Source organism: Zooshikella ganghwensis, from assembly GCF_018263875.1.
GTDB classification, from domain to species: domain Bacteria; phylum Pseudomonadota; class Gammaproteobacteria; order Pseudomonadales; family Zooshikellaceae; genus Zooshikella; species Zooshikella ganghwensis.
In genome coordinates this window covers 237,879-259,471 of sequence record NZ_JAEVHG010000003.1, presented here as the reverse complement: position 1 = coordinate 259,471, position 21,593 = coordinate 237,879, and the positions used below count along the sequence as shown (strand labels likewise).

General features: G+C 45.2%; 18 protein-coding genes. 10 read left to right on the top strand and 8 right to left on the bottom strand.

What is annotated here, in order from left to right:
* Positions 1-36: 36 nt before the first annotated feature.
* The 3 genes from uvrY to KHS79_RS07120 all read right to left on the bottom strand — a co-directional run bounded on the left by uvrY (position 37) and on the right by KHS79_RS07120 (position 2,867).
* Positions 37-687 carry a UvrY/SirA/GacA family response regulator transcription factor gene (gene uvrY / locus KHS79_RS07130; protein ID WP_027708062.1) on the bottom strand — a complete coding sequence of 217 codons (651 nt, stop codon included), beginning with the start codon at positions 685-687 and terminating at the stop codon, positions 37-39.
* Between the two features lie 504 nt (positions 688-1,191).
* A complete protein-coding gene (locus KHS79_RS07125; RefSeq protein WP_212717884.1) occupies positions 1,192-2,118 on the bottom strand; it encodes an electron transfer flavoprotein subunit alpha/FixB family protein in 927 nt (308 codons plus the stop codon).
* Positions 2,118-2,867: an electron transfer flavoprotein subunit beta/FixA family protein gene (locus KHS79_RS07120; RefSeq protein ID WP_094787484.1), complete on the bottom strand. Its 750-nt coding sequence runs from the start codon at positions 2,865-2,867 to the stop codon at positions 2,118-2,120. The genes KHS79_RS07125 and KHS79_RS07120 overlap by 1 nt, the downstream gene beginning before the upstream one ends.
* A gap of 530 nt (positions 2,868-3,397) precedes the next feature.
* On the opposite strand from KHS79_RS07120, the gene KHS79_RS07115 reads away from it, so the two are divergent.
* Positions 3,398-5,050, top strand: a complete 1,653-nt coding sequence (locus tag KHS79_RS07115) for an electron transfer flavoprotein-ubiquinone oxidoreductase (protein ID WP_212717881.1) — start codon at positions 3,398-3,400, stop codon at positions 5,048-5,050.
* Positions 5,051-5,120: 70 nt separating this feature from the next.
* Here the strand turns inward: KHS79_RS07115 and KHS79_RS07110 are convergent, their stop codons facing one another.
* The gene (locus KHS79_RS07110; protein ID WP_212717879.1) at positions 5,121-6,560 is read right to left on the bottom strand and encodes an aldehyde dehydrogenase family protein; all 1,440 of its coding nucleotides are present in this window, start codon (positions 6,558-6,560) and stop codon (positions 5,121-5,123) included.
* Between the two features lie 370 nt (positions 6,561-6,930).
* Here KHS79_RS07110 and KHS79_RS25820 point away from each other — a divergent pair, with 370 nt between their 5' ends.
* Together KHS79_RS25820 and KHS79_RS07100 are read left to right on the top strand one after the other, a co-directional pair.
* The gene (locus KHS79_RS25820) at positions 6,931-7,386 is read left to right on the top strand and encodes a cyclic nucleotide-binding domain-containing protein (protein ID WP_051311285.1); all 456 of its coding nucleotides are present in this window, start codon (positions 6,931-6,933) and stop codon (positions 7,384-7,386) included.
* 29 nt (positions 7,387-7,415) lie between these two features.
* Positions 7,416-8,066 (top strand): HD domain-containing protein, encoded by a 651-nt coding sequence (locus KHS79_RS07100; RefSeq protein ID WP_212717877.1) that lies wholly within the window; start codon positions 7,416-7,418, stop codon positions 8,064-8,066.
* A 28-nt stretch (positions 8,067-8,094) separates the two neighbouring features.
* Here the strand turns inward: KHS79_RS07100 and KHS79_RS07095 are convergent, their stop codons facing one another.
* Positions 8,095-9,450: an adenylate/guanylate cyclase domain-containing protein gene (locus tag KHS79_RS07095; RefSeq protein ID WP_212717872.1), complete on the bottom strand. Its 1,356-nt coding sequence runs from the start codon at positions 9,448-9,450 to the stop codon at positions 8,095-8,097.
* Between the two features lie 166 nt (positions 9,451-9,616).
* Between KHS79_RS07095 and KHS79_RS07090 the strand changes: the two genes are divergently transcribed.
* From KHS79_RS07090 to KHS79_RS07075, 4 genes are all read left to right on the top strand, one after another.
* Complete coding sequence (locus KHS79_RS07090; RefSeq protein ID WP_212717871.1) at positions 9,617-10,885, top strand: adenylate/guanylate cyclase domain-containing protein; 1,269 nt, start codon at positions 9,617-9,619, stop codon at positions 10,883-10,885.
* 139 nt (positions 10,886-11,024) lie between these two features.
* A complete protein-coding gene (locus KHS79_RS07085; RefSeq protein WP_212717870.1) occupies positions 11,025-12,239 on the top strand; it encodes a glycosyltransferase family protein in 1,215 nt (404 codons plus the stop codon).
* A complete protein-coding gene (locus KHS79_RS07080) occupies positions 12,239-13,399 on the top strand; it encodes a glycosyltransferase family protein (RefSeq protein ID WP_212717869.1) in 1,161 nt (386 codons plus the stop codon). The genes KHS79_RS07085 and KHS79_RS07080 overlap by 1 nt, the downstream gene beginning before the upstream one ends.
* A complete protein-coding gene (locus KHS79_RS07075) occupies positions 13,392-14,186 on the top strand; it encodes a polysaccharide deacetylase family protein (protein WP_212717867.1) in 795 nt (264 codons plus the stop codon). The genes KHS79_RS07080 and KHS79_RS07075 overlap by 8 nt, the downstream gene beginning before the upstream one ends.
* A gap of 33 nt (positions 14,187-14,219) precedes the next feature.
* On the opposite strand, the gene KHS79_RS07070 is transcribed toward KHS79_RS07075, so the two are convergent.
* Genes KHS79_RS07070 through KHS79_RS07060 form a run of 3 tightly spaced genes read right to left on the bottom strand, consistent with a single transcriptional unit; the run spans position 14,220 to position 17,220 of the window.
* Entirely contained in the window at positions 14,220-14,828 is a 609-nt protein-coding gene (locus tag KHS79_RS07070; protein ID WP_212717865.1) for a histidine phosphatase family protein, read from the bottom strand.
* Complete coding sequence (locus KHS79_RS07065) at positions 14,828-16,000, bottom strand: glycosyltransferase family 4 protein (protein ID WP_212717863.1); 1,173 nt, start codon at positions 15,998-16,000, stop codon at positions 14,828-14,830. Before KHS79_RS07065 ends, KHS79_RS07070 begins: the two co-directional genes overlap by 1 nt.
* Positions 15,997-17,220: a glycosyltransferase family 4 protein gene (locus KHS79_RS07060; protein WP_212717855.1), complete on the bottom strand. Its 1,224-nt coding sequence runs from the start codon at positions 17,218-17,220 to the stop codon at positions 15,997-15,999. Before KHS79_RS07060 ends, KHS79_RS07065 begins: the two co-directional genes overlap by 4 nt.
* Positions 17,221-17,611: 391 nt before the next feature.
* Here KHS79_RS07060 and KHS79_RS07055 point away from each other — a divergent pair, with 391 nt between their 5' ends.
* The 3 genes from KHS79_RS07055 to KHS79_RS07045 all read left to right on the top strand — a co-directional run bounded on the left by KHS79_RS07055 (position 17,612) and on the right by KHS79_RS07045 (position 21,492).
* Positions 17,612-20,161: an ABC transporter ATP-binding protein gene (locus KHS79_RS07055; protein ID WP_094787472.1), complete on the top strand. Its 2,550-nt coding sequence runs from the start codon at positions 17,612-17,614 to the stop codon at positions 20,159-20,161.
* A gap of 259 nt (positions 20,162-20,420) precedes the next feature.
* A complete protein-coding gene (locus KHS79_RS07050) occupies positions 20,421-20,615 on the top strand; it encodes a cold-shock protein (protein ID WP_027708070.1) in 195 nt (64 codons plus the stop codon).
* Between the two features lie 433 nt (positions 20,616-21,048).
* Positions 21,049-21,492 (top strand): chitin binding peritrophin-A domain-containing protein, encoded by a 444-nt coding sequence (locus KHS79_RS07045; RefSeq protein WP_212717853.1) that lies wholly within the window; start codon positions 21,049-21,051, stop codon positions 21,490-21,492.
* Positions 21,493-21,593 lie beyond the last annotated feature (101 nt).

The following is a 21,593-nucleotide window of genomic DNA, read 5'->3' as shown; positions in this document are numbered from 1 at the left end:
AGCTCAGGGGGTAACCATTACATAATAGGCTAGTGCCTAGCGAATGGTTTCAGCATCCAGCATACCATGCTTCACGGCTAATAGGGTGAGCTCCACATCACTGGAGATATTCAGTTTGTCGAAGATTCGATAGCGATAGCTGTTAACGGTTTTGGGGCTAAGACATAGCTTGTCAGATATAGCCTGAACCTTATGACAATTAACGATCATCATTGCGATTTGGATTTCCCGCTCAGACAAACTATCAAAAGGAGATTGTTTGCCTTCCTGGTCAAACTGTTTCAAAGCCAGCTGTTGGGCTATGTCTGGGCTAATGTAGCGCTTACCCTGGTGAGCCATGCGAATGGCGGTAACCATCTCATCCAGTATGGCACCTTTGGTGACATAGCCAGAGGCCCCTGCTTGTAATAAGCGGGAAGGAAAAGGTTCATCATCACAGACGGTAACGGCAATAATTTTGACATTAGGATTAGATCGAGTGATTTTACGTGTGGCTTCCAATCCACCAATACCTGGCATTTTGACATCCATCAGCACTACATCGGGTGCTAATCGACGCGCCATATCTACAGCTTCTTCTCCGGATCGCGCTTCACCGACGACTTCCAACTCATTGACATCTTGTAACATACGGGTGATGCCAGTGCGGACGAGGTCATGATCATCGGCAACAAGGATTTTAATCAAATGGAACACTCCTCGGCATAAATCTTACTAGATCAACATTAGCGCCACTGAATAGGGTAGATATTGAATAAAATAGCAAAACCCTGTAGGTAAGAACAGTAACACCAACCGATGAGCGAATCAGCTCGCTACAGTCTACTTCCATAGCAGGCTATTAAACGCTAAAGCCTGTTGCTGCTATGAATATATTCTGGACTTAATTGGTTATTTCGTCCAAGTTAATCCAGTCAGTTTATCCTTAATACTAATGCTTTCACAAGTCATGTTATTAAACTCAGCAAGTAACATAAAAAAGAATGTACGTGTTACCTTTTTGCTGGGCCTTACCGCAAATGTTGTTTAATGGTGCGGTATCATGCTTATTTTGTGCTGCATTGACTGCAAATTATGAGCACATTGATTATCAGAAGATGCCTATAGTTATGTGTATTAAGCTATCAGCATCTTCTGATTTAACCAGCCATTTTAGCTAATGCCTGTATCTCTTTTGAGAATACTGACCAGTTACACAAGGTTTTCCAGCTGGGGAACGACTTCAAAAAGATCAGCTACCAGGCCATAGTCTGCAACCTGAAATATAGGCGCTTCTTCATCTTTATTGATAGCGACAATAACCTTACTGTCTTTCATGCCCGCTAAGTGCTGAATAGCACCCGATATACCAACAGCAATATATAAGTTAGGTGCCACAATTTTACCGGTTTGCCCTACTTGCATATCATTAGGGACAAAACCTGCATCAACTGCAGCACGAGAGGCACCTACTGCTGCATTCAGTTTATCTGCTAACGTATACAGCATTTCAAAGTTTTCGCCGCTTGCCATGCCGCGGCCTCCTGAAATGACAACATCCGCTGCAGTGAGCTCAGGGCGGTCAGACTCTGCAATCTCTTCCTTAATGAAGGTTGCATTTGATGTGCTAAAGGTATCGTCCAATGTTTCGATAGGCGCGTTGCCATTGGTTGCTACCGCATCAAAGTTGGTAGCGCGGATAGTCATGACTTTAATTGCTGCACTGGACTGGACCGTGGCAATAGCATTGCCTGCGTAAATAGGTCTGGCAAAGGTATCTGGGCTATCAATACGGATTACGTCGGATAGCTGGTCCACATCCAGTAATGCGGCAACACGGGGTAATGTATTTTTACCCTGAGTGCCTGCTGGCGCCAAAATATGGGAATAGCTTTTTCCTACTGTAGCGATTAATTTTGCAACGTTTTCAGCTAACTGATGTTCATAGGTCGCATGGTCAGCCAATAATACTTTACGGATTTTAGCGATTTGGGCGGCTTGCTCAGCTACTTTGCCACAATTAGCACCTGCCACCAGGATATCAACGTCATCACCCAGTGCGAGGGCTGCTGTCACGGTATTCAGTGTAGGCTTATGCAGGTCGAGGTTATTATGCTCAGCAATAACTAAAATACTCATCAGATCACCTTCGCCTCATTTTTTAGTTTATCAACTAATTCTTCCACACTGGCGACTTTGATCCCTGCCTGGCGCTCAGCGGGTGGCTCGACTTTTACTGTTTTTAGCGTATTGCTGAGTGTTACTCCTAAGTCTGCTGGTGTTTTGGTGTCCAGAGGCTTTCGCTTCGCTTTCATAATATTAGGTAGTGAAGCGTAACGAGGCTCGTTAAGGCGGAGATCAGCGGTGATGACTGCTGGTAAAGACAGTTTTAGTGTTTGCAAGCCACCATCAATTTCACGGGCTACATTGATATGGTCGCCTTCAACCTCAACACTGGAGGCAAAAGCCCCTTGTGGGTAATCTGTTAAAGCCGCAAGCATTTGGCCCGTTTGGTTGTTATCGGTATCAATGGACTGTTTACCAAGAATGATAAGCTGGGGTTGCTCTTCATCTACAACAGCCTTCAGTAGTTTAGCCACGCCCAGGGATGAAGGCATTTCTTCCGTTTGAATGAGTAGGCCACGGTCAGCACCAAGGGCAAGTGCAGTACGAATTTGCTCCTGAGCTTCTTTAGGGCCAATGGAGACCACGATAATTTCACTAGCGACGCCCTTTTCTTTCAGGCGAACAGCCTCTTCCACGGCAATTTCACAGAAAGGGTTAATTGCCATTTTTACGTTATTCAGGTCGACATCACTGTGGTCAGGTTTGACGCGGACCTTGACGTTATAGTCAATAACTCGCTTAACCGCTACAAGAACTTTCATAGCGTCCTCATTATGATGTTTATTAATGCCACCACCAGTATCCCTGGCGGAATTCTTTCTTTTAAAATACGACAGTAGTACATGTAATCTGCTGTATCTTGAACGTTAACCTACAACAGGTCAAGTCAACACTAACATGGTTTTCATGTCATTTTGATCTGGCTATTTCTCATTATCATTCCATGGCCTTATGCCGTGATGTCAATAACCATGAGAAAGTAGCCTATGCACAGATGAGCTGTACGTTGATCCAAGGTCGTATGCTGATTGCCATAAACTACGCGCTTATTAGACAAAAATCAAACAAGTGTTTAAAATGCGAAAAAAATATACTTTTTCACATCACTGGATTAATTAGCCTTAGATGTTTGGGTAAATGATCGTTTTATGTCAGTTTATACGACACATAAACCTATTCACTAAGACTAAAAACAACAAATTTATAAGTAAAAACGTACTTATAAAAAAGTACTAATAAACATATAAATACAGCGAGTTACTTATAATCGCCTACCTAGAGGAGATAAGCCGTGCAACGAGAATCGATGGAATTCGATGTTGTTATTGTAGGTGCTGGTCCAGCAGGATTATCTTCCGCTTGTCGACTAATGCAATTAGCTCAGCAACAAGAGCGGGAAATCACGGTATGTGTAGTAGAAAAAGGTTCTGAAGTGGGGGCGCATATTCTATCTGGGGCTGTTATTGAAAGCACGGCACTGGATGAGCTGTTTCCTGACTGGGCTCAGCGTGGTGCGCCTCTCAATACAAAAGTCTTGCGGGATGATATTTATGTCCTGCCAAATGAAGAAAAGAGTATAAAAATACCCAACCTGTTAGTACCTCGTCCAATGCACAATGAAGGTAATTACATTGTGAGTCTGGGTAATCTTTGTCGCTGGCTGGCTGAGCAGGCGGAAAACCTGGGTGTAGAAATATTCCCTGGTTTTGCTGCCGCTGAAGTGCTTTATGATGAGCAAGGTAATGTGCAGGGTGTGATTACCGGAGATATGGGAGTTGGCAGTGATGGACAGCCCAAAGATAGTTATATGCCGGGGATGGAGCTAAAGGCAAAATATACGCTGTTTGCTGAAGGCTGCCGGGGGCATTTAGGTAAAGCGTTGATTGCTAAGTATAACCTTGATGCAGATAAAACGCCCCAGCATTATGGTATAGGTATCAAAGAGTTATGGGATATTCCTGCAGAAAAACATGAACCAGGATTAGTAGTACATACGACAGGTTGGCCATTGCGTGAGTCAGGTAGTTTAGGTGGGACTTTTTTATATCATTTAGAAAATAACCAGGTAGCGTTAGGTTTGATTACTGACCTCTGCTACAGCAACCCCTATGTCAGTCCCTTTGATGAATTTCAACGTCATAAATTACATCCAGTCATTCGGCATTATTTAGAAGGTGGCAAGCGCGTCTCTTATGGTGCTCGGGCCATAACCAAGGGCGGTCCCCAAGCGCTGCCTAAAATGGTATTTCCTGGCGGAGTGTTGATTGGATGTGATGCAGGAACACTGAATTATGCGAAGATCAAAGGCACTCATACTGCGATGAAGTCTGGTATGTTGGCAGCAGAAGCAGTATTTACGGCAATTGACCAAGGTCGACAAGGTGATACTCTGGATGACTATGAACGTGCCTTTGCAGCTTCATGGTTACATGATGAGTTGCATGAGCAACGTAACTTTGGGCCAGCAATGCATAAGTTTGGCAATATTGTAGGTGCTGCATTTGCTTTTTTTGATTTAAATATTATGCGTGGCAAATTGCCTTTTACCTTGAAAGATGCCAAGCCGGATCATGCGACCCTTAAGCTTGCCGCTGATGCTAAACCGTTAAACTATCCTAAGCCGGACAATACACTGACGTTTGATAAGCTCAGCTCGGTTTACTTATCTTTTACCAACCATGAAGAGAACCAGCCAAGCCATCTTCAGCTGGCAGATATGACTATTCCAATCAGTGAAAACTTACCGAAATATGCAGAACCTGCGCAGCGTTATTGTCCTGCAGGTGTTTATGAAGTGATAGAAAATGATCAGGGCCAGCCAGAGTTTCAGATCAGTGCACAAAACTGCGTACATTGTAAAACCTGTGATATTAAGGACCCTGCCCAAAATATCAATTGGGTAACGCCAGAAGCCGGTGGTGGCCCTAATTACCCCAATATGTAATATATTTTAAATTGTTAATCATCCCCTCCCCTGAATTAGGCTGCTTTCAGCTGTTTAAGGGAGGGTATATTTAATTGGCAACCTTTAGCATCCAATGTCCACTGGTTTTGCTGCCGCTGGCGGCTTGCAAATAAAACGACTTTGGTCGTGTTAACTGATCAAAGCCAGTTCTAGATAACGACGAACCTATGCCTGACTGCTTACAGCCTCGCCAACTTAATGCTGGGTCAACCAGGTCACAGCGGTTCATATAAATCGTACCTGTATTGAGGCGCTCTCCTATCAGTTCAACTGACTCAATATCTTCAGTAAAAATACCCGCAGAGCAGCCAAACTGACAGTCATTCATCAAGGCGATGGCTTCGGCATCGTAATTTACGGGGGTGATAGTGACCAGTGGTCCTTGGGTAGGTTGTTGCATGATAGCCATACTTTGCTGCACGTTTGTAAGCACTTGAGGGGCAACATAGGGTGAGTGAGGTGCTGCATTTTGAAAGTGGTTAGGATCAATTAAGGGCGTTGCTCCTTGTTTTAGTGCGAGTTTGAGCTGATTGCGGACATGATTGGCGGCAGTTTGATTAACGAGTGGCCCCAGGGTGGTTTCGGGTAAGTCGGGACGGTCTAGAACCAGCTGTTTTACCCAGCGGCTGACTTTTTCTTGCACGGCTTTATACAAAGTATGATGGACATAAATACGTTCTACGGCACAGTTTGACTGACCTGCGTTATAAAAAGCCCCATCCATGACCTGAGGTACGGTGTAGTTAAGGTCGGCATCATGGCGAATGTAAGCAGGATCTTTGCCGCTGAGCTCTAGGTAACAGGGTTTGGCTGACGCTACCAGCTGCTGGCTTATGGCAGGATTGGCCCCGTACTGGTCGGTATAACAGACATAGTCAATTTGGTTAGAAGCAATCAGCTCACAAGTTTGGTCTGTTGTGATATGCAAATACTCCAGCACACCATCAGGTATCCCCTCCTCTTTAAAAGCAGCAACCAGTCGCTCAGCGCACAAAGGCGCTTGGTGAGAGTGGCATAGCAATACTGTATTACCCGCAAGTAAGGCAGGAATGAGGGTATTGGCTAAATTCAAATAAGGGTAATGACAGCCGCTAATGATAAGTACTGTTCCCAGGGGAACGCGCTTAATATAGCGAATGAGTGCGGTATCACCAGAAATTGGCAAGGGGGCCAGTGACTCCTCAGCAATTTGTAGTAAATAGCTACAGCGTTCGGTAAAGGTTCTTATTTCCTCTCCGGCATGGGTAATTGGACGCCCTATTTGCCAGCAGATTTCTTCTGCTATTTCATGCTGCTGACTTTGTAACCGGGTCAATGCAGCAATACACAGCTGTATTTTTTCAGGTAAAGCCAGTGATCGCCAACCCTGCTGAGCATTATGCAGGCGGTCGACAATGGCGGTTATTTGGCGAGGCTCTGCAAATGGGCGTTCAACATAAAGGCTATTGTCGATAGGGCTGTATGTTGTTAAGTGGATATCCTGATCCATTCGGTGTTATTCCTTGTCATGCTAGCCATCAAAAAAAAGTACCATCAAAAAAACGTACTATGGCTATAAATACATAATCTATTGCCTATTAATAGTATATCCTTCGAGAAATGGGTATATCCCATCATACTTTTTTCCTACTTATAATCGCATATTATTTGTTATAGCTTTTTTTTAAAACAGGTTGTGTTGCCAAAATTTTCTTCGAGCCTTGCAATAATTACCTGCAACTAAGTTATAAAAATTAGGTTATGTTAATAAGTGACGTATATCCTTATATACGTAGGGGCAGGTGCTTGCGAGGGTTGTGGTTATTGGGTTATGGTAGCGTTGAGCACTGACGACAACAATAATGATCGAGGGTTTGCACGTGGATATTAATGAGGAAGTTGACTTGCTAAGTCACGTGCCAATGTTTGCCAAGCTGGATAAGAACAAGCTCAGGCTATTGGCATTCACCAGTGAAGCATTGTGCTATAGGGATAAGGAAATTATTTTTCACCAAAGTGAGTCGCCTGATGGTGCTTATGTCGTCATGTCAGGTGAAGTGGAAGTAGTTTCAAATACAAGCGCAGGAGAAGTGGTTAATGCGGTCCGCGGTAAAAATGCATTGATTGGTGAAATGGCGGTGATTACTAATCAGCCCCGTTCAGCAACAATTCGTGCAAAGGGACCTGTGCAAATGCTGAAAATAAGCTCCGATCTGTTTTTAAAACTGTTGACTGAGAACCCTGATGTGGCACTGGATGTCATGCGTCAACTGAGTCGTAAAATTGCTGAAGCTCAGCATCAATATGAAGTCCTACAGGTACAGCTACTACAATAGTAATGTAGGCTATTCTTGAGGGAGTGTGCATGAATCGAGAGCGGTTTGTTGATTTATGGCGCCGGGTGGTTGATTCCGATTATGAGGAAGCTGAGGCGATTTTTAATCGACTCTATTCTTATTATGACTCTATCGAGCGGCACTACCACTCCGCAGAGCATATCACTTTTTGCTTAGCGCAATTTGATAAGGTCAAAGCTGAGCTGGATGATCCCGATGCGGTAGAGCTTGCATTATGGTTTCATGACGTGATTTATGAGTGTGGTGCGCAGGATAATGAGCTGCAAAGCTCTGAGTATTTTAGTGAGTGTAGCTGTAAGCGCTTGAGTGAGCTCTATAACGGTAAAGTCCGTCAGCTGATTATGGATACTACCCATAAGGCTCCCCCCAAAACCCATGATGGTCGTTTTATTGTGGATATTGATTTATCCAGTATTGCCCTGCCCTGGCCAGAGTTTTTGCGTGATACCATGAATGTTCGTGCAGAGAGCCCTCTCTGTGATAACGAGTACTATCAGCGCCAAATTGCCTTTTTCACGGCTTTATTAAAAAGGCCACGGTTTTTTTATACGGATTATTTTGAAAAATGCTATGGCAAACAGGCTAAGCAAAATCTTGAACGTTTTATTCTCGAAGTAAAGCAAGGCCGGCTGAGCTCTCAAGAGCAAGCAGCCCCTTAAACATTTTCTTTAATAGTGTTTCGATCGCTTATGGGGTTTGCTTCAGTCTAACAGTATAAATTTCAGTGCTATGTGTTAATCCGCGGGCTTTAATTTTATCTACTTGCTGATACACAAATGCTTCTTCACCAGCCGATAGCCTTGTTGACTCAGTGATGAGCAGTCTGGTGCCATAATCTTTGTTAAGAGCTTCAAGCCGGGCAGCAAGATTGACAGCTTCACCATGGACGGTATATGTCAGTCGGTCGCTAGTACCTATCAATCCACCCACTACCCTCCCAGTATTAATACCTATGCGCGTTCGTAAGGTAATATCACCAATAGTGAGTGCCTCAGGAATGGCCAGGGCCGCTTGAATGGCATTAGCCGCGTGGGTTGCTGCAGAAATTGGAATATTGAATGAAGCTAAAATAGCATCCCCTTGGAACTGGTTAATAGTGCCACCATAGCGCTTTAAGGGTTCAGCAATAATACTGAAATAGTCATTTAACACTTGTATGAGCTGCTCGGGAGGTAAGTTTTCACTGAGGCTAGTGAATCCCTCGATATCTGTGAATAGTAGGGTTGCCTCTTTCACTTCTCCATTACCTGCCTGTAAACGTTCCTCACTGGTTGACAGGTTTTCTACGACAGTTTCTGGCACAAAACGAGATAAATCTTGCACCGTGCTGCTTTCAAAGACGGCTTCAATTAATAAGTGGCGACCACGCCCTATGGCTATTGCCAGAATCAAAGTGACACAGACGATAGTGATAATTTTGTCTAGCTCTGCACCGACTAAAATAGTATTAGACGTCAGGTATTCCACATAATTACGCGTCATAAGGTTCTGGGTTGAATCGTGGTATAGCGCATAAAGCATGAGCAAAAGCCAGCCGGTTGCAGCACATAGCCCAGAAAACAGCACAAAACGTCGCTCGAAGCGCAAGGCTCGAATGGCAATAAAAATGAAAACATACAACATTGTGGGGGCTTTTAAATAAAAAGCAGCAGGTTGCATATACTGAATATGAAAGCTCCAAATTAGACAGTAAAGCAGAGCGAAGTCCATAAAAATGGCGAGATAGGCATGCCAGTTATGGCTAGGATGACGATAAACTAATGCTAGGCGAAGGGCTGAAAAAATAAGATAAATGCCTAGCGCCCAAGGAACAGGCTCTGACTGAATGAGTTCCCATAGTGTACAGCAGTCACTCTGCCATTCTGTAAAGTTAAAAATACTATGTTGGCGGGTAAATGTTTTGGGGGAGCTGCTATAAAGCAGGATAAACAGTAACACAATAACAAGTTCTACCCATGCAATCACTCGCTCACTTTCAGCCTGCTGTTGGCTAACAGCGTACAGAATGCGTTTAGGAAGTTGTCGAATCCGGGGTATATACAATGAATGTTCCTCAGGTTTGGCGACACCACTGTTGCCTTTTTAGCAAGCAATGACTTGCCAATAGAAAAAAGTGTAGCCCCTGACTGGATTATGGTGCATGAGGGGACTAAGACTTAATAGGGTTAAAGTAGAGACACGTCATTCAACAAAAAATGAGTCAACGCCTGTGGCATCCAATAAACATGAGATATGGCAAGAGGTTTTGTGGGGTGGGTTTGATGGCTGGTGTATTTCAGAAACAGTGAGCTGGCTGTTGACTTCAGGTCGTGCGGTTACTGACCCTGCCCTTTTCTTAAAGTGTTTAGCCGCCCATTTGCTAAGAGCTGGAGCGGATGTTGCGCGTATCCGCATTACGCTTAATACCATTGACCCAGAGATTACTGGGCGTGCCTATACCTGGTGGCGTGATCAAGATGAAATTGAAGTATTTGCCCCTGCACATGGCATTGATAGCACCCCTTCCTATCGAGGAAGCCCTATTGAAGAGGTGCGAGAACAAGGACGAATGGTACGCTATTCACTTATAAGTGACTTGCCTCGAAAGGCGCATTCTGTGCTCAAAGAACTCAAGGTACAGGGGATTACAGACTACGTCGCTTTCCCACTACAGTTTTCCGATCAATCGGTGAATGCATTTATTATTGCCAGTGACCATCCCGAAGGCTTTTCCTCCGAAGATTTAAAAAAGTGGCGAGCTTTATTGCTGTACTTGCTGCCAGTACTCGAAGTCTTTTCTGCCCGAAGTATTATTCGCTCGCTATTAAATACTTATGTTGGACCTAGAACAGGCCAGAAAATATTAAAAGGCCGGGTTAAGCGTGGTGATTCTGAACTTATTGAGTGTGCACTGTGGTACAGCGATTTGCGCAATTTTACCGAGCTGACAGAGTCTCTATCCACAGAGCCTATGCTGCAGCTGGTCAACACTTATTTTGAAGTGGTAACGAATGCGGTCACTCGGCGTGGTGGTGAGGTTTTACGCTTTATTGGTGATGCCATGCTGATTGTCTTTACCACTGAAGCGCTGGGGTCAGTAACCAAGGCTTGTTCTGCTGTACTAAAGGCGGCAATTGATGCGAACAATCAGTTACAACAGCTGAATAAAGACTTAGTCGCCAAGGGATTACCCGTCTTGGAGTTTGGGGTGGGACTCCATATGGGGGAAGTGGTGTATGGCAATGTGGGTTCACTTTCACGTTTGGATTTTACTGTGATGGGGCCCGCCGTTAACCGGACAGCTCGACTTGAAGAACTGACAAAAACATTAGGTATTGATCTACTTTTGACCGCCGAATTTGCAGAGAAAGTAACAGAGCCCACTGTTTTTCTGGGTAGCTACAGTGTACGAGGCGTGGCAGAACCTTTACAAATTCATACGCTTCAGCAGTTTCTTCAAGGCCAACAGTCTACCAATACGCCGGGTGTTGCATTATAGTTTGCCATTTTTCCGTGAGAAACTAGTAGCTTTATTGCACCACTAGGTGTTGCAAGGGCATTATATTAGTCCCAAAAACCGTGATTATACCGCGCTTGATGTCTAATTTGCGGTATACGCATAATCACTGAGAGGACCCATGGCTCAGGTTAGACTGAACAATGCACGTCTGTTGATTTATAGTCATGATACATATGGTTTAGGGCATTTACGCCGCTGTAGAACGATTGCTCATGCGTTGGTGAAGCGGTTTAAAGGTCTGTCAGTTTTAATAGTTTCAGGCTCGCCCATTATTGGTCGCTTTGAGTTTAGAGCCAGGGTTGACTATGTACGAATCCCCGGCGTGATTAAACTCTACAATGGTGAATACACATCACTTGGTTTGCATATTGATATACAGCAGACATTGGATATTCGTAAAGCGATCATTCAGCATACTGCTTTGAGCTTTCAACCTGATGTATTTCTGGTGGATAAGGAGCCACTGGGACTTAAAGGTGAGGTTGAACCAACACTACGTGTACTTCGAGAGATTGGTGTGAAAACGGTTCTAGGGCTGCGCGATGTGATGGATGATCCTCAGTGGCTAGCAGATGAGTGGCAGCAAAAAGGCATTCCTCCCAAACTGCTTGATTTGTATGATGATATTTGGGTCTATGGCCCAGCATCAATGGGGAGTCCATTGACTGGTATTGAGTTTCCTGAGCCAGTTGACCCGCGCTTGTATTTTACCGGTTATCTGGCACGTCATGTGCCGAAAACAGCTGAACTTGATTTAAGCGCCCTTCCAGATCGTTACCTCTTAGTCACTCCAGGTGGTGGCGGTGATGGCGTTGAAATGGTGGATTGGGTTTTGCGCGCCTATGAGTCATCCAGCAATCTTCCTGCTGCAGCTGTCATTATTCTTGGTCCCTTTATGGGGGCGGCAGAGCGTGAGCAGTTTGAACGGCGTGCGGTAAGCTTACCCCAGGTCATTATCCACACGTTTGATCGACATATTGAAGCGCTTATGGCGAATGCCGCCGCTGTCGTAGCAATGGGAGGTTATAACACTTTTTGTGAAATTCTATCCCTGCGCAAACCAGCGTTACTTGTACCACGAAAAAAACCCCGCCTGGAGCAGTTTATTCGTGCGACACAAGCTGAAGCGTTGGGGCTAGTCAAGGTACTGGATCTTGAAGAGGATGACTCTACTGAGTGTATGGTTCAGGCATTACAGCAACTGTTTTGTCAGCCTCCACTTAAAGAAAATCAAGTCAATGGGCTACTGACTGGACAGGAACGGATAGCCAAGCGTTTCCTTACATTACTGGGTCAGCACCAAGTGGAGCAACTCAATAAGGTGGAGGGGTAATGCGTCACCATATTTTGATGTATTGCCAGCACCTGCTGGGAGTGGGTCACTTGTATCGTTTTGCTCGGCTAGCGGCAGCTTGTGTGCAGTCAGGGTTTAAGGTCACTGTTGTAGCCGGTGGCGAGTCAGTAGGCCAATCTTTGTTTGAAGGGTGTCACTGGGTTCAGCTACCGCCGATTAAAGTGCCAGATGCCTCATTCAGTGAGCTAGTAACGGCTGATGGACAGTCAGTTTCGGCAGATTACTGGCAACAACGACAACACGTATTGAGAGAGACGATTAAGCAAACATTGCCAGATGTTTTTTTGGTTGAAATGTATCCTTTTGGTCGTCGGGCATTTCGGCATGAGCTTACCCCTATTCTGGCAGAGCTTAAAGCGGGTGATGCATGCAAGGTTATGTGTTCGTTGCGAGACATCTTGGTAGACAAGTTTGTACGGGATCCTCAGCGTCAAGATTGGGTTGTTGATCAGTTACAACAGTATTTTGATGCAGTACTCGTACATGGTGATGAAAATTTCATTGCTTTACAGGAGACCTTTCCAGCCGCGGAACGGGTCTCATCGCAGCTATACTACACAGGCTATGTTGGACCAGAACATGATAGCCAGGTGAGTGTGGCACCTCAGCGACAGGTGGTTGTATCTGCTGGCAGTGGTGCTGTGGCTGAGCAGATGATGATGGACTTACTGGCGGCTCGTCCCTACTCATCAGTTGCCAGCTGGTCTTGGCGCTTTTTACTTGGGCCTCGGAGTAGCCATCGGCTCCAGCAAGCACTTGCTGAGGCGGATAAGGAAGCTGGACTTGGTGACATTCAGGTTGAAGGGCTGCGAGATGATTTTGTATCCTTACTCGCCGCGTCAGGCCTGTCAATCTCTCAGGCTGGCTATAATACCGTGATGGATGTTTTAGTCGCCCAGTGTCCCGCATTACTTTTACCCTTTTCCAATGCGGATGAAACGGAACAACTGCTTCGCGCTCAACGATTAGCGGCTGCTGGGTACTGTCACTATGCACAACCTGAACAGTTGTCTCCCCAGGGACTGGCCCAATGTATAGATAACGCCGTCAGTCTAAACCCCAAGTCACTTCCTTCTCCCATTAAGTTAGGTGGACAATGGCAAACAGTGAACTTTATCAAACGGTGGTTGAATGAGTAGTTTGCTTGATGAGGCTCCCGCGTTGTGGCGGGCATTAACCATTGAGCTGGAACACTGGCAGCAACAGTTTGGTGGGGTTCCTCTTTGGTGGCGAGATGATGATGCACAAACCTACACGCCAGCTCTTGACCGTTTACTTAAGATCAATCGCCAGCAGTACAGTAGCACACTGGCTTTGGCGGTTATCCCGGCAGGTGCAACCAACACGCTTGCCCGGCGCTTACAGTCAGAAGCTAACTGCTGGGTTTTACAGCATGGTTATCGTCATAAGAACTTTGCACCGTCTACCCGGAAGAAGTGTGAGCTTGATGAGGATCGACCATTAGCGGTGATTGCCAAGGAGCTGCAAAGTGGCGCTACATACTTGGCGGGGCTATTGGGTGACCAGTTTTTACCTGTTTTGGTACCACCTTGGAACCGAATGCGGAGTGACTTGGTTGTTCACCTACCGGCCTGGGGCTACTGGGGGTGGTCAGGGCTGGGACCGGCAAGTGCTGTACCAGGACTTAAAGTGGCCAATGTACATATCGACATTATTAACTGGAGAACCCGACAGTTTGCGGGGACAGGACAGGTTCTTGGGCAGTGGCTGCGGGTTTTGCAGCAGCAGCGCGCAGCAACAACCCCGGATGAGTTGCCAACACCTATCGGTTTAATGACCCACCACTTGGCTCATGATGATAAATGCTGGCTGTTTTTAAATACTTTTTTGCCCTGGATTGAAGAACAAGTAACCGTCCGATGGCAGTCACCTATGGCGTTATTTTCACCCAATCGCCGCTTGTAAAGTCACTGACTTGCCGAACCTTTTGCGATACCCTCAGACCTCTAATGGCGGCTGAGTAAGCGGAATGTTCAGTGACTTCAACTGCCAGCCTTGAGCAGGACTCCAGGTAAAGCCATGAGCACGCTGCCAATTTAGCCGCGTTGGATATTTGTCCAACATGAGCCAACCTGTAGCGGCCGCGAGCAAGGGACGAATGACGCCTTTATGGGTCACTATGACTTTTGGAGAATGCGTTAATTGTTGGGTATTTTCCTGGGCTGCCCATTGTGTAATTCGCTGTAGTACCTGATAGGGACTTTCGCCTTGAGCAGGGTGTAAATGAATGCCTCGTTGCTCTTGATATATCAGTTCCTCTGGATGTTGTTGTCGTAGGTTAGCTAAGGTCTGCCCTTCCCAACATCCCCAGTCCATTTCCTGCCAGGGTTCTAGTGTTTGATAGTTCATACCGAGTGCTTGGACCGTTTGCTGGGCCCGCATCAGTGGACTGCTATACCAGTCAAGTTGCTTCCAGGCGAGCGCCAGCTCCAAGTGTTGTAGTCGGGATACTTCTTCTGGCAGTAGAACGGTATCTTGCCGGCCTTGAATCCGGCGCTGTTGATTCCACTCTGTTGTACCGTGGCGTAAACAATAAATCGTGAGCATTAATCTGCTTTTCCTATCAGAGGTGTTAACCACTGGTTCAATTTGTTTGCTGCCGCGAGCAGACTATGGTGTTGATGACTCCACTGTTGGGCATGATGACTTAATTGCTGCCGCAGGCTAGGTTGGGTGAGTAATTTAAATAACCCTTGCTTGAAGGTATCTGGCTGTTGTTGAGGAATAATGAAGCCACCGCGCTTATTGGGTGAATCAGCAAAGAGGCTGCAAACACCAGGGGTTGCACCTGTGATGACCGGTAGGCCGTGCATTTGCGCCTCTAAAATAGCCATGCCTAAGGCTTCATTGATCGCCGGCCAAGCCATCAGGTCACAGGCTCTAAGCCAGGGTGTAATCTGCTCGGTCGTAAGTTTACCCAACCAGTGCACTCGGTGGCTCAAATCGCTAGTCTCCTTTTGCAGCTGAGTAAGGGCTTGGCCTTCACCAATAACAATCCACTGCCAGGGTAAATCGGTTAACGTCTGAAGGCAGTGCAAGAGATAGCGATATGACGCGAGCTTGTCGCCTGGTCGGACCATAGCGACCGATAACAACCAAGGCTGATGCTCAGGGATAGGGTATTGCTGGGCTAGTTGCTGGCGAAGGATCGATCTGGCGATATTGTCTTGTGGGGGGATAGCCATAAAGGGTGGCAGGTAGTGACTCACATCAACGGCATGGCAGTATGGCTGAATTCCCGGCAGGTCTTTCGGATTCAGGCTGATAACCGCATCGGCTTGGTGCAGTGCTGCCAGTGTTGCTCTAAAGTTATGGCGCCAAGGTCCATAACGCTGTTTTTCAGCAACAGAAGCTTCAGCAATAACATAAGGAATGCTGAGGGTACGGCTGACACGAGGGCCTAGCCAGTCAGGGGCTTTATGGTAAAGGTGATAGGTAAACCAGCACTTTGGGCGTTGAGCTTCGGGTAGGCGAAGATAGCGCCTGATAAGTTTGTTGGCTTGCCACTTACCCAGTCGAGCCAGGCGCTTTTGGTGTTGCAGGTCACCTTCCCGACTAAAGCTACGGAGCTGGCTGGCTAACTCAGGCATCCAACCACAGAGTTGTAGACATTGCCAGAAGTGCTGAGCAATCTTTTGATCACCTGATGGCGTTGGGTAGTTGGGTGCTTTAAGGGGAGCATAAAACGCAACAGAACGGTTTGCTGTTGACGAGGTCATGACTTACAAGAGCCTGCAAAGCATGAGGCTAGTGTAGCAATCCCCTGTTGCAGGCTGAAATGGCTTGTAACACGCTTATAGCCTGCTTCTGCCAGAGTTTGCCGCCATTCTGGTTGGGTGATTAGCTGCTGCAATGCTTGGCTTGTGGCATTGATATCTTCTGGTGGCACTAACAGCCCCGTTTGCTGATCGATGATGAGTTCTGGAATGCCAGAAATAGCAGTAGCAATGCATGCTACATGCTGACTTTGCGCTTCCATTAGCACGTTAGGCAACCCATCGCGATCGCCATCCTCAGTGATGCGACTGCCTAAGATAAAGATATCTGCTTGGCGGTATTGGCTGAGTACCCTTTGCTGTGACTGAGCGCCTAGCCAAGTGACTTTATCGGCTATACCTAACTGTTCTGCTAGATTTTGTAGCTTGGCTAATTCTGGCCCCTGACCAATATGGGTAAAGTGCCAAGATAACTCAGAAGGCAGCTTTGCCAGTGCTTCTAAAATTACATCATAGCCTTTTTTAGGTACGGCACGACCTACTGACAGAATCTGGACCTGATCAGAGGGTGCTGTTTCACGAGGCTCGGCTACAATGGGAAAGCGGTTAAAGTCCAAACCGTGATAAACCAGCATCACTTTTTCGGGGTCTGGGGTGAGGCTCTGTAAATAGTGCTGGTTGCTTTCGGTGCAGGTTGTCAGCCAGGCTAAGTCTGCCAGTTTGTCAGTTAGGTCCCAGCGAGGTGTGGTCCAGATATCTTTAGCATGCGCCGAAGCTGACCAGGGAATCCCAGTCAGGTGGCTGGTATAGCGTGTTACTGATCCTGGGGTGTGGATAAAGTGGGCATACAGCTGTTGTGTATCTGGGGGTAGCTCTGTGGCAAGTACCCATGACTGTCCTAGTCGGCGGATTCGATTACGGGTTGGATCACGGCGATAATCCTGCCACCAAAGGCGTAGTACTGACCAAAAGTGTGGCCGAAACAGTTGCGCCCAAAAACTACGAATGACGCGTCTCGGCTCGTGGTGCAAGTACTCTGGAAGATAGACAACAGGTGCTTTTATTTCACGATGAATTGGGTGTACTGTGTGATCAGTGGGGTGGCGTAATGAAATCAGGGTAATGGCAAATCCTTGCTGTTCTAAAGCATGGATTTCTTGCGCAATAAATGTTTCTGATAAACGTGGATACCCTTTCAAAACCAATGCAATTGATTTTGTCAAACGATTACCTCAATAACAGATGAATACAACATTAATTTCACTATTTGGACTGTGTTTACATGAACTTGGATAATGCTAGCAACACTAGCTGTGTTTTTTTACAAGCAAGCAATAAATATCACTGTGGTGCAATTTGCTCATATAACTAATGATTAGACTATGTAAACATATCCAGTGGTTGCACACTATACCATGTCCTCTTGGCTGATTTCGATGGTGGTGATCAGCCATAGACACTTTGCTTAGGGTGGTTTATAAGTCAAGTGTTGGCCATTAGCATTGGCGTAAGCATTTTTTAAATATAGTGCGCTAGCCTGCTATAGGTGTAGTTATACCCTTCATGAAGGGTATACCATAACAAGCTCTCTTTTTTTCCTTGAGTGGGTATCGCATGGAGCCATCAATTTATCGCTACATTCTCAAGCACACCCTAAAGGATCAAGTTCTCATATTGTTGTTAACGTTGGTTTCTTTTCCTATTGTTTATGCCTCATTGGAAGTCCCTAAACATATTATTAATAGTGCGATTAATGGCAAAGATATTCCTGATGCTGTCATGGGGTACCCAGTTGATCAGCTAGGCTATTTGTTTTTTCTTAGTGGATTATTTTTGCTGCTGGTGGTTATCAATGGTGCCATTAAGTATGTACTGAACGTTTATCGTGGTGTTGTCGGTGAACGAATGTTACGGGACCTGCGCCTGGAACTCTTTAGTCGTATTTTACGCTTTCCTATTCCTCATTTTAAAAAAGTCTCTCAGGGAGAAATCATTCCTATTGTGACAGCTGAGACTGAGCCTCTGGGTGGTTTTATTGGCGAAGCTTTTGCCCTCCCCGCCTTTCAGGGAGGATTATTGATAACCTATTTGTTCTTTATCTTTAATCAGGATGCGCTGTTAGGGGTGGCGGCTGTCGCCTTGTACCCTTTGCAGATGTGGGTGATTCCAAAACTACAAGCTAAAGTAAATCAACTGGGCAAGCAACGTGTACTGGCAGCACGCCGCCTAGGTGATCGTATCGGTGACAGTATTGCGGGTATTCAGGAGATCCATGCGTTTGGGGCTGCGGGACGAGAACGGTCTAATGTACTGGAGCGTGTGCAACATATCTTTATGATTCGTTTGCGCATCTACAAACTGAAGTTTTTTATTAAATTCCTTAATAACTTCTTATCAAAAGTCACACCCTTTTTCTTTTACTCCATTGGTGGTTACTACGTTATAAAAGGTGAGTTATCGCTAGGTGCGTTAATTGCTGTACTTGCTGCCTATCAAGATCTGGATGCACCCTGGAAGGAGCTGCTGAAGTTTTATCAAACCAAAGAGGATGTGCGGATAAAATACGAACAAATTATTGAACAGTTTGACCCTGAAGGTTTGCTACCAGAAGCTTTGCAATCAGGTAAAGCTGAATTACTTCCGGTTGAACAGCTTTCTTTGATGGCCCGTAATGTCAGCTATGCCGAGTACAGTAATGTCAATATTGTGAATAATCTCAGTGTTGAATTATTGCCTCAGCAGCATACCGCTATTGTTGGGCCTGAAGGCAGTGGTAAAACAGAGTTTGCTAAATTGCTATCTCGCTTGTTACAACCGAAAACAGGACGTATTGAATTAGCGGGTCAAAATATTCAACTGCTTAATGAGCAGACATTAAGTAAGCATGTAGCGTATGTTGGTGCTCATGCACATTTTTTTGCAGGCACGATTAGGGAAAACCTTTATTATGGTGTTGATCCAGAGTCTGCCTCAGAGAATGCAAGTTGTTATTGTCAGCAGCAGGTTGACAAGGTTGATAGCGAGGTTATGGACCTGCTTGCAGAAGTTCAACTGCAGGATGATGTCTATCACTATGGTTTACAGAGTTATATTGATCCTGAACAAGACCCGGACTTAGCTGCAGCAGTGCTTGAGCTTCGTCATGCACTGCGAGCTTCACTACACGCGGCGGAGATGGATGATTTAGTCGAGTTTTTCGATTGGGATAAATACAACGAGAATTTATCTGTTGCGGAAAACCTCTTATTTGGTTCATCGCGCACCATTTCATTAGATTACAACAAGCTGGCTCGTCACCCGTTGATTCACCAGTCTTTAAAAGAAGTTGATTTAATGGGTGAAGCCCTTCGTGTAGGTTATGAACTGGCAAAAATCATGGTGGAATTGTTTGCCGATGTAGAGCCTGGCAGTGACCTCTTTGAGCGTTTTAGTTTCATTAAATCTGAAGAGTTACCAGAGTATAAACAGTTGCTCACAAAAACCAGTGTCGACTCGCTGTTGAAGTTGCCAGTAACACAACAGGAGATGCTATTGGTCCTGTTATTCCAGTTAGTGCCAGCCCGTCACCGTTTAGGGCTGCTAACGGAAAGCCGAAAAACCAAATTATTGCTGGTTCGTAAAAAATTATTTCTTGCCCTGCAAAAGGAAGCACATGACTTACAGTTGTATGATGCGAATGAATATAATGCCGCATTAACCCTGCAAGAAAACATTTTATTTGGCAAAATCGTATATGGTCAGGCGCGTGCTCAAACTGAAATCAGTCAGCGCATTGATGAGCTAGTGCAGGAGTATCAATTACGTGCGCAAATTATGTGTTACGGATTGGATTTTTCGGTGGGGACTTCGGGTTCTCGTTTATCAGTAGCCACACGACAGAAATTGGCGATTGTGCGCGCACTGTTGAAAAAACCAAATTTTCTTATTGTTAATCAAGCCACCAGTGTGTTGGACCTCGGAGCTGAACGGCATATTATTCACTGTGTTTTGAAGCGAATGAAAGACCAAGGTGTATGCTGGATATTGGGACGCATAGAACAAACATCTGCTTTCGATTATGTGCTGGTTATGGAAAAAGGTCATATCGTCGACCAAGGAGAATATGCCAGCTTGAAAGACAATAGTCCGGCTTTTCAAGCATTATTGACTGGTAGTGCAGGTTAATGAGTGATCGTTATCAAACTACAATAGATACACATTTAAAAAGTGTCCCTTGCGCTGGTGTGCTTGACTCTCAGTAGCCCATGCTGGATCTCATCTAACTACTTGTTATGGATGGCTTGTATTATTAGGCTTCGTGTTGTTTTTGGGTGAGATAGACTTGGAAAAGGCTAGTAAATACAGTGATTATGGTTTAAATAATTTGCTTTATGCGTTATAAACCTCTATAAGTATTGCTGAATTCACAAGGCGCGAGAATAGAATGAGCACAGGTACAGTTAAGTTTTTTAGTGAAACAAAAGGTTTTGGCTTTATCACCCCTAGCGAAGGTAAAGACCTGTTTTTTCATGTGTCACAAATCCAAGGCCACGAGCCTCGCGATGGTGACAAAGTAGAGTTTGAGGTAGGCGAAAGCCAGAAAGGACCTTGTGCTATCAACGTTCAGGTTGTCGACTAAAAACGATTAGGTACCTATTGGACCGGTGGAGCATCTTCACAAACTTCCATTAGGTACTTCAATTCCTCCATTATCAGCATATCCCCTACTTGGCCTAGCCTTCAATGCTTCCAGCGTACCCTGTTGTTGCTTATACAGCGGTATCATTGGACCTACGGACGGAAACTTAAACCGATCCTCATGTATTCCTTATACACTGTGATCCACTGTCCAGTGCTTCCTTGCTCTTACAAAAAAGTCACTATTTTTAGAGTGTGCCCGTAATACTGTTTCTAGGTTTAGTTTCAAAGTCGTAAAAATGTTACTCCTACAGTTGCGTTATACTTTTATGCTTCACAATCACCTCACTTGCAGTTGGCTATTTGATGCAATAATTAAGATAAGGAGTATGAAGTAAAGCCTGGGAAATAAAGCATCAAATGGAGAGGATGCCATGAATAGCTATATAAAATTAATTACTAATTTATTTGTAGTTTTATTCACTCTGAGTGGAAAAATAAGTGCTAATCAATTCGATTGCTCAACATTGCCAAATGGTTCTTACCCCGCATGCCCTTGCTGCCAAGACTTTTATGTTTGTGTAAGTGGTATGACAATATTACAACGCTGTCCAGGAAATTTAGTTTATCAGCCCGAATTAGACCAGTGTTTACCACGGTCAGCAAATCCTGCGTGCGGTGCTTCTAAAGATGCATCTAGTTGTATTGAAAACTGTATTGGACAACAAAATGGAATCTATCATTACTGCCAGAGTTGTAATGAGGCCATAGCTTGCTTTAGTGGTGCGTACTTTATTTTTAAATGTCCTGATCCTGATAAACCAGAATATGATAGTAATTTACGCAACTGTGTAGAGAAGTCTAACACTTGCCCGTAAAGTGACAGTCAGCTAGCTTTTATAGTTTTTTGCATCATTTTATTAATTGGACATCAACAACAGGTTTATTTTACTTCGATCTGGATTATACAATTCTGCGC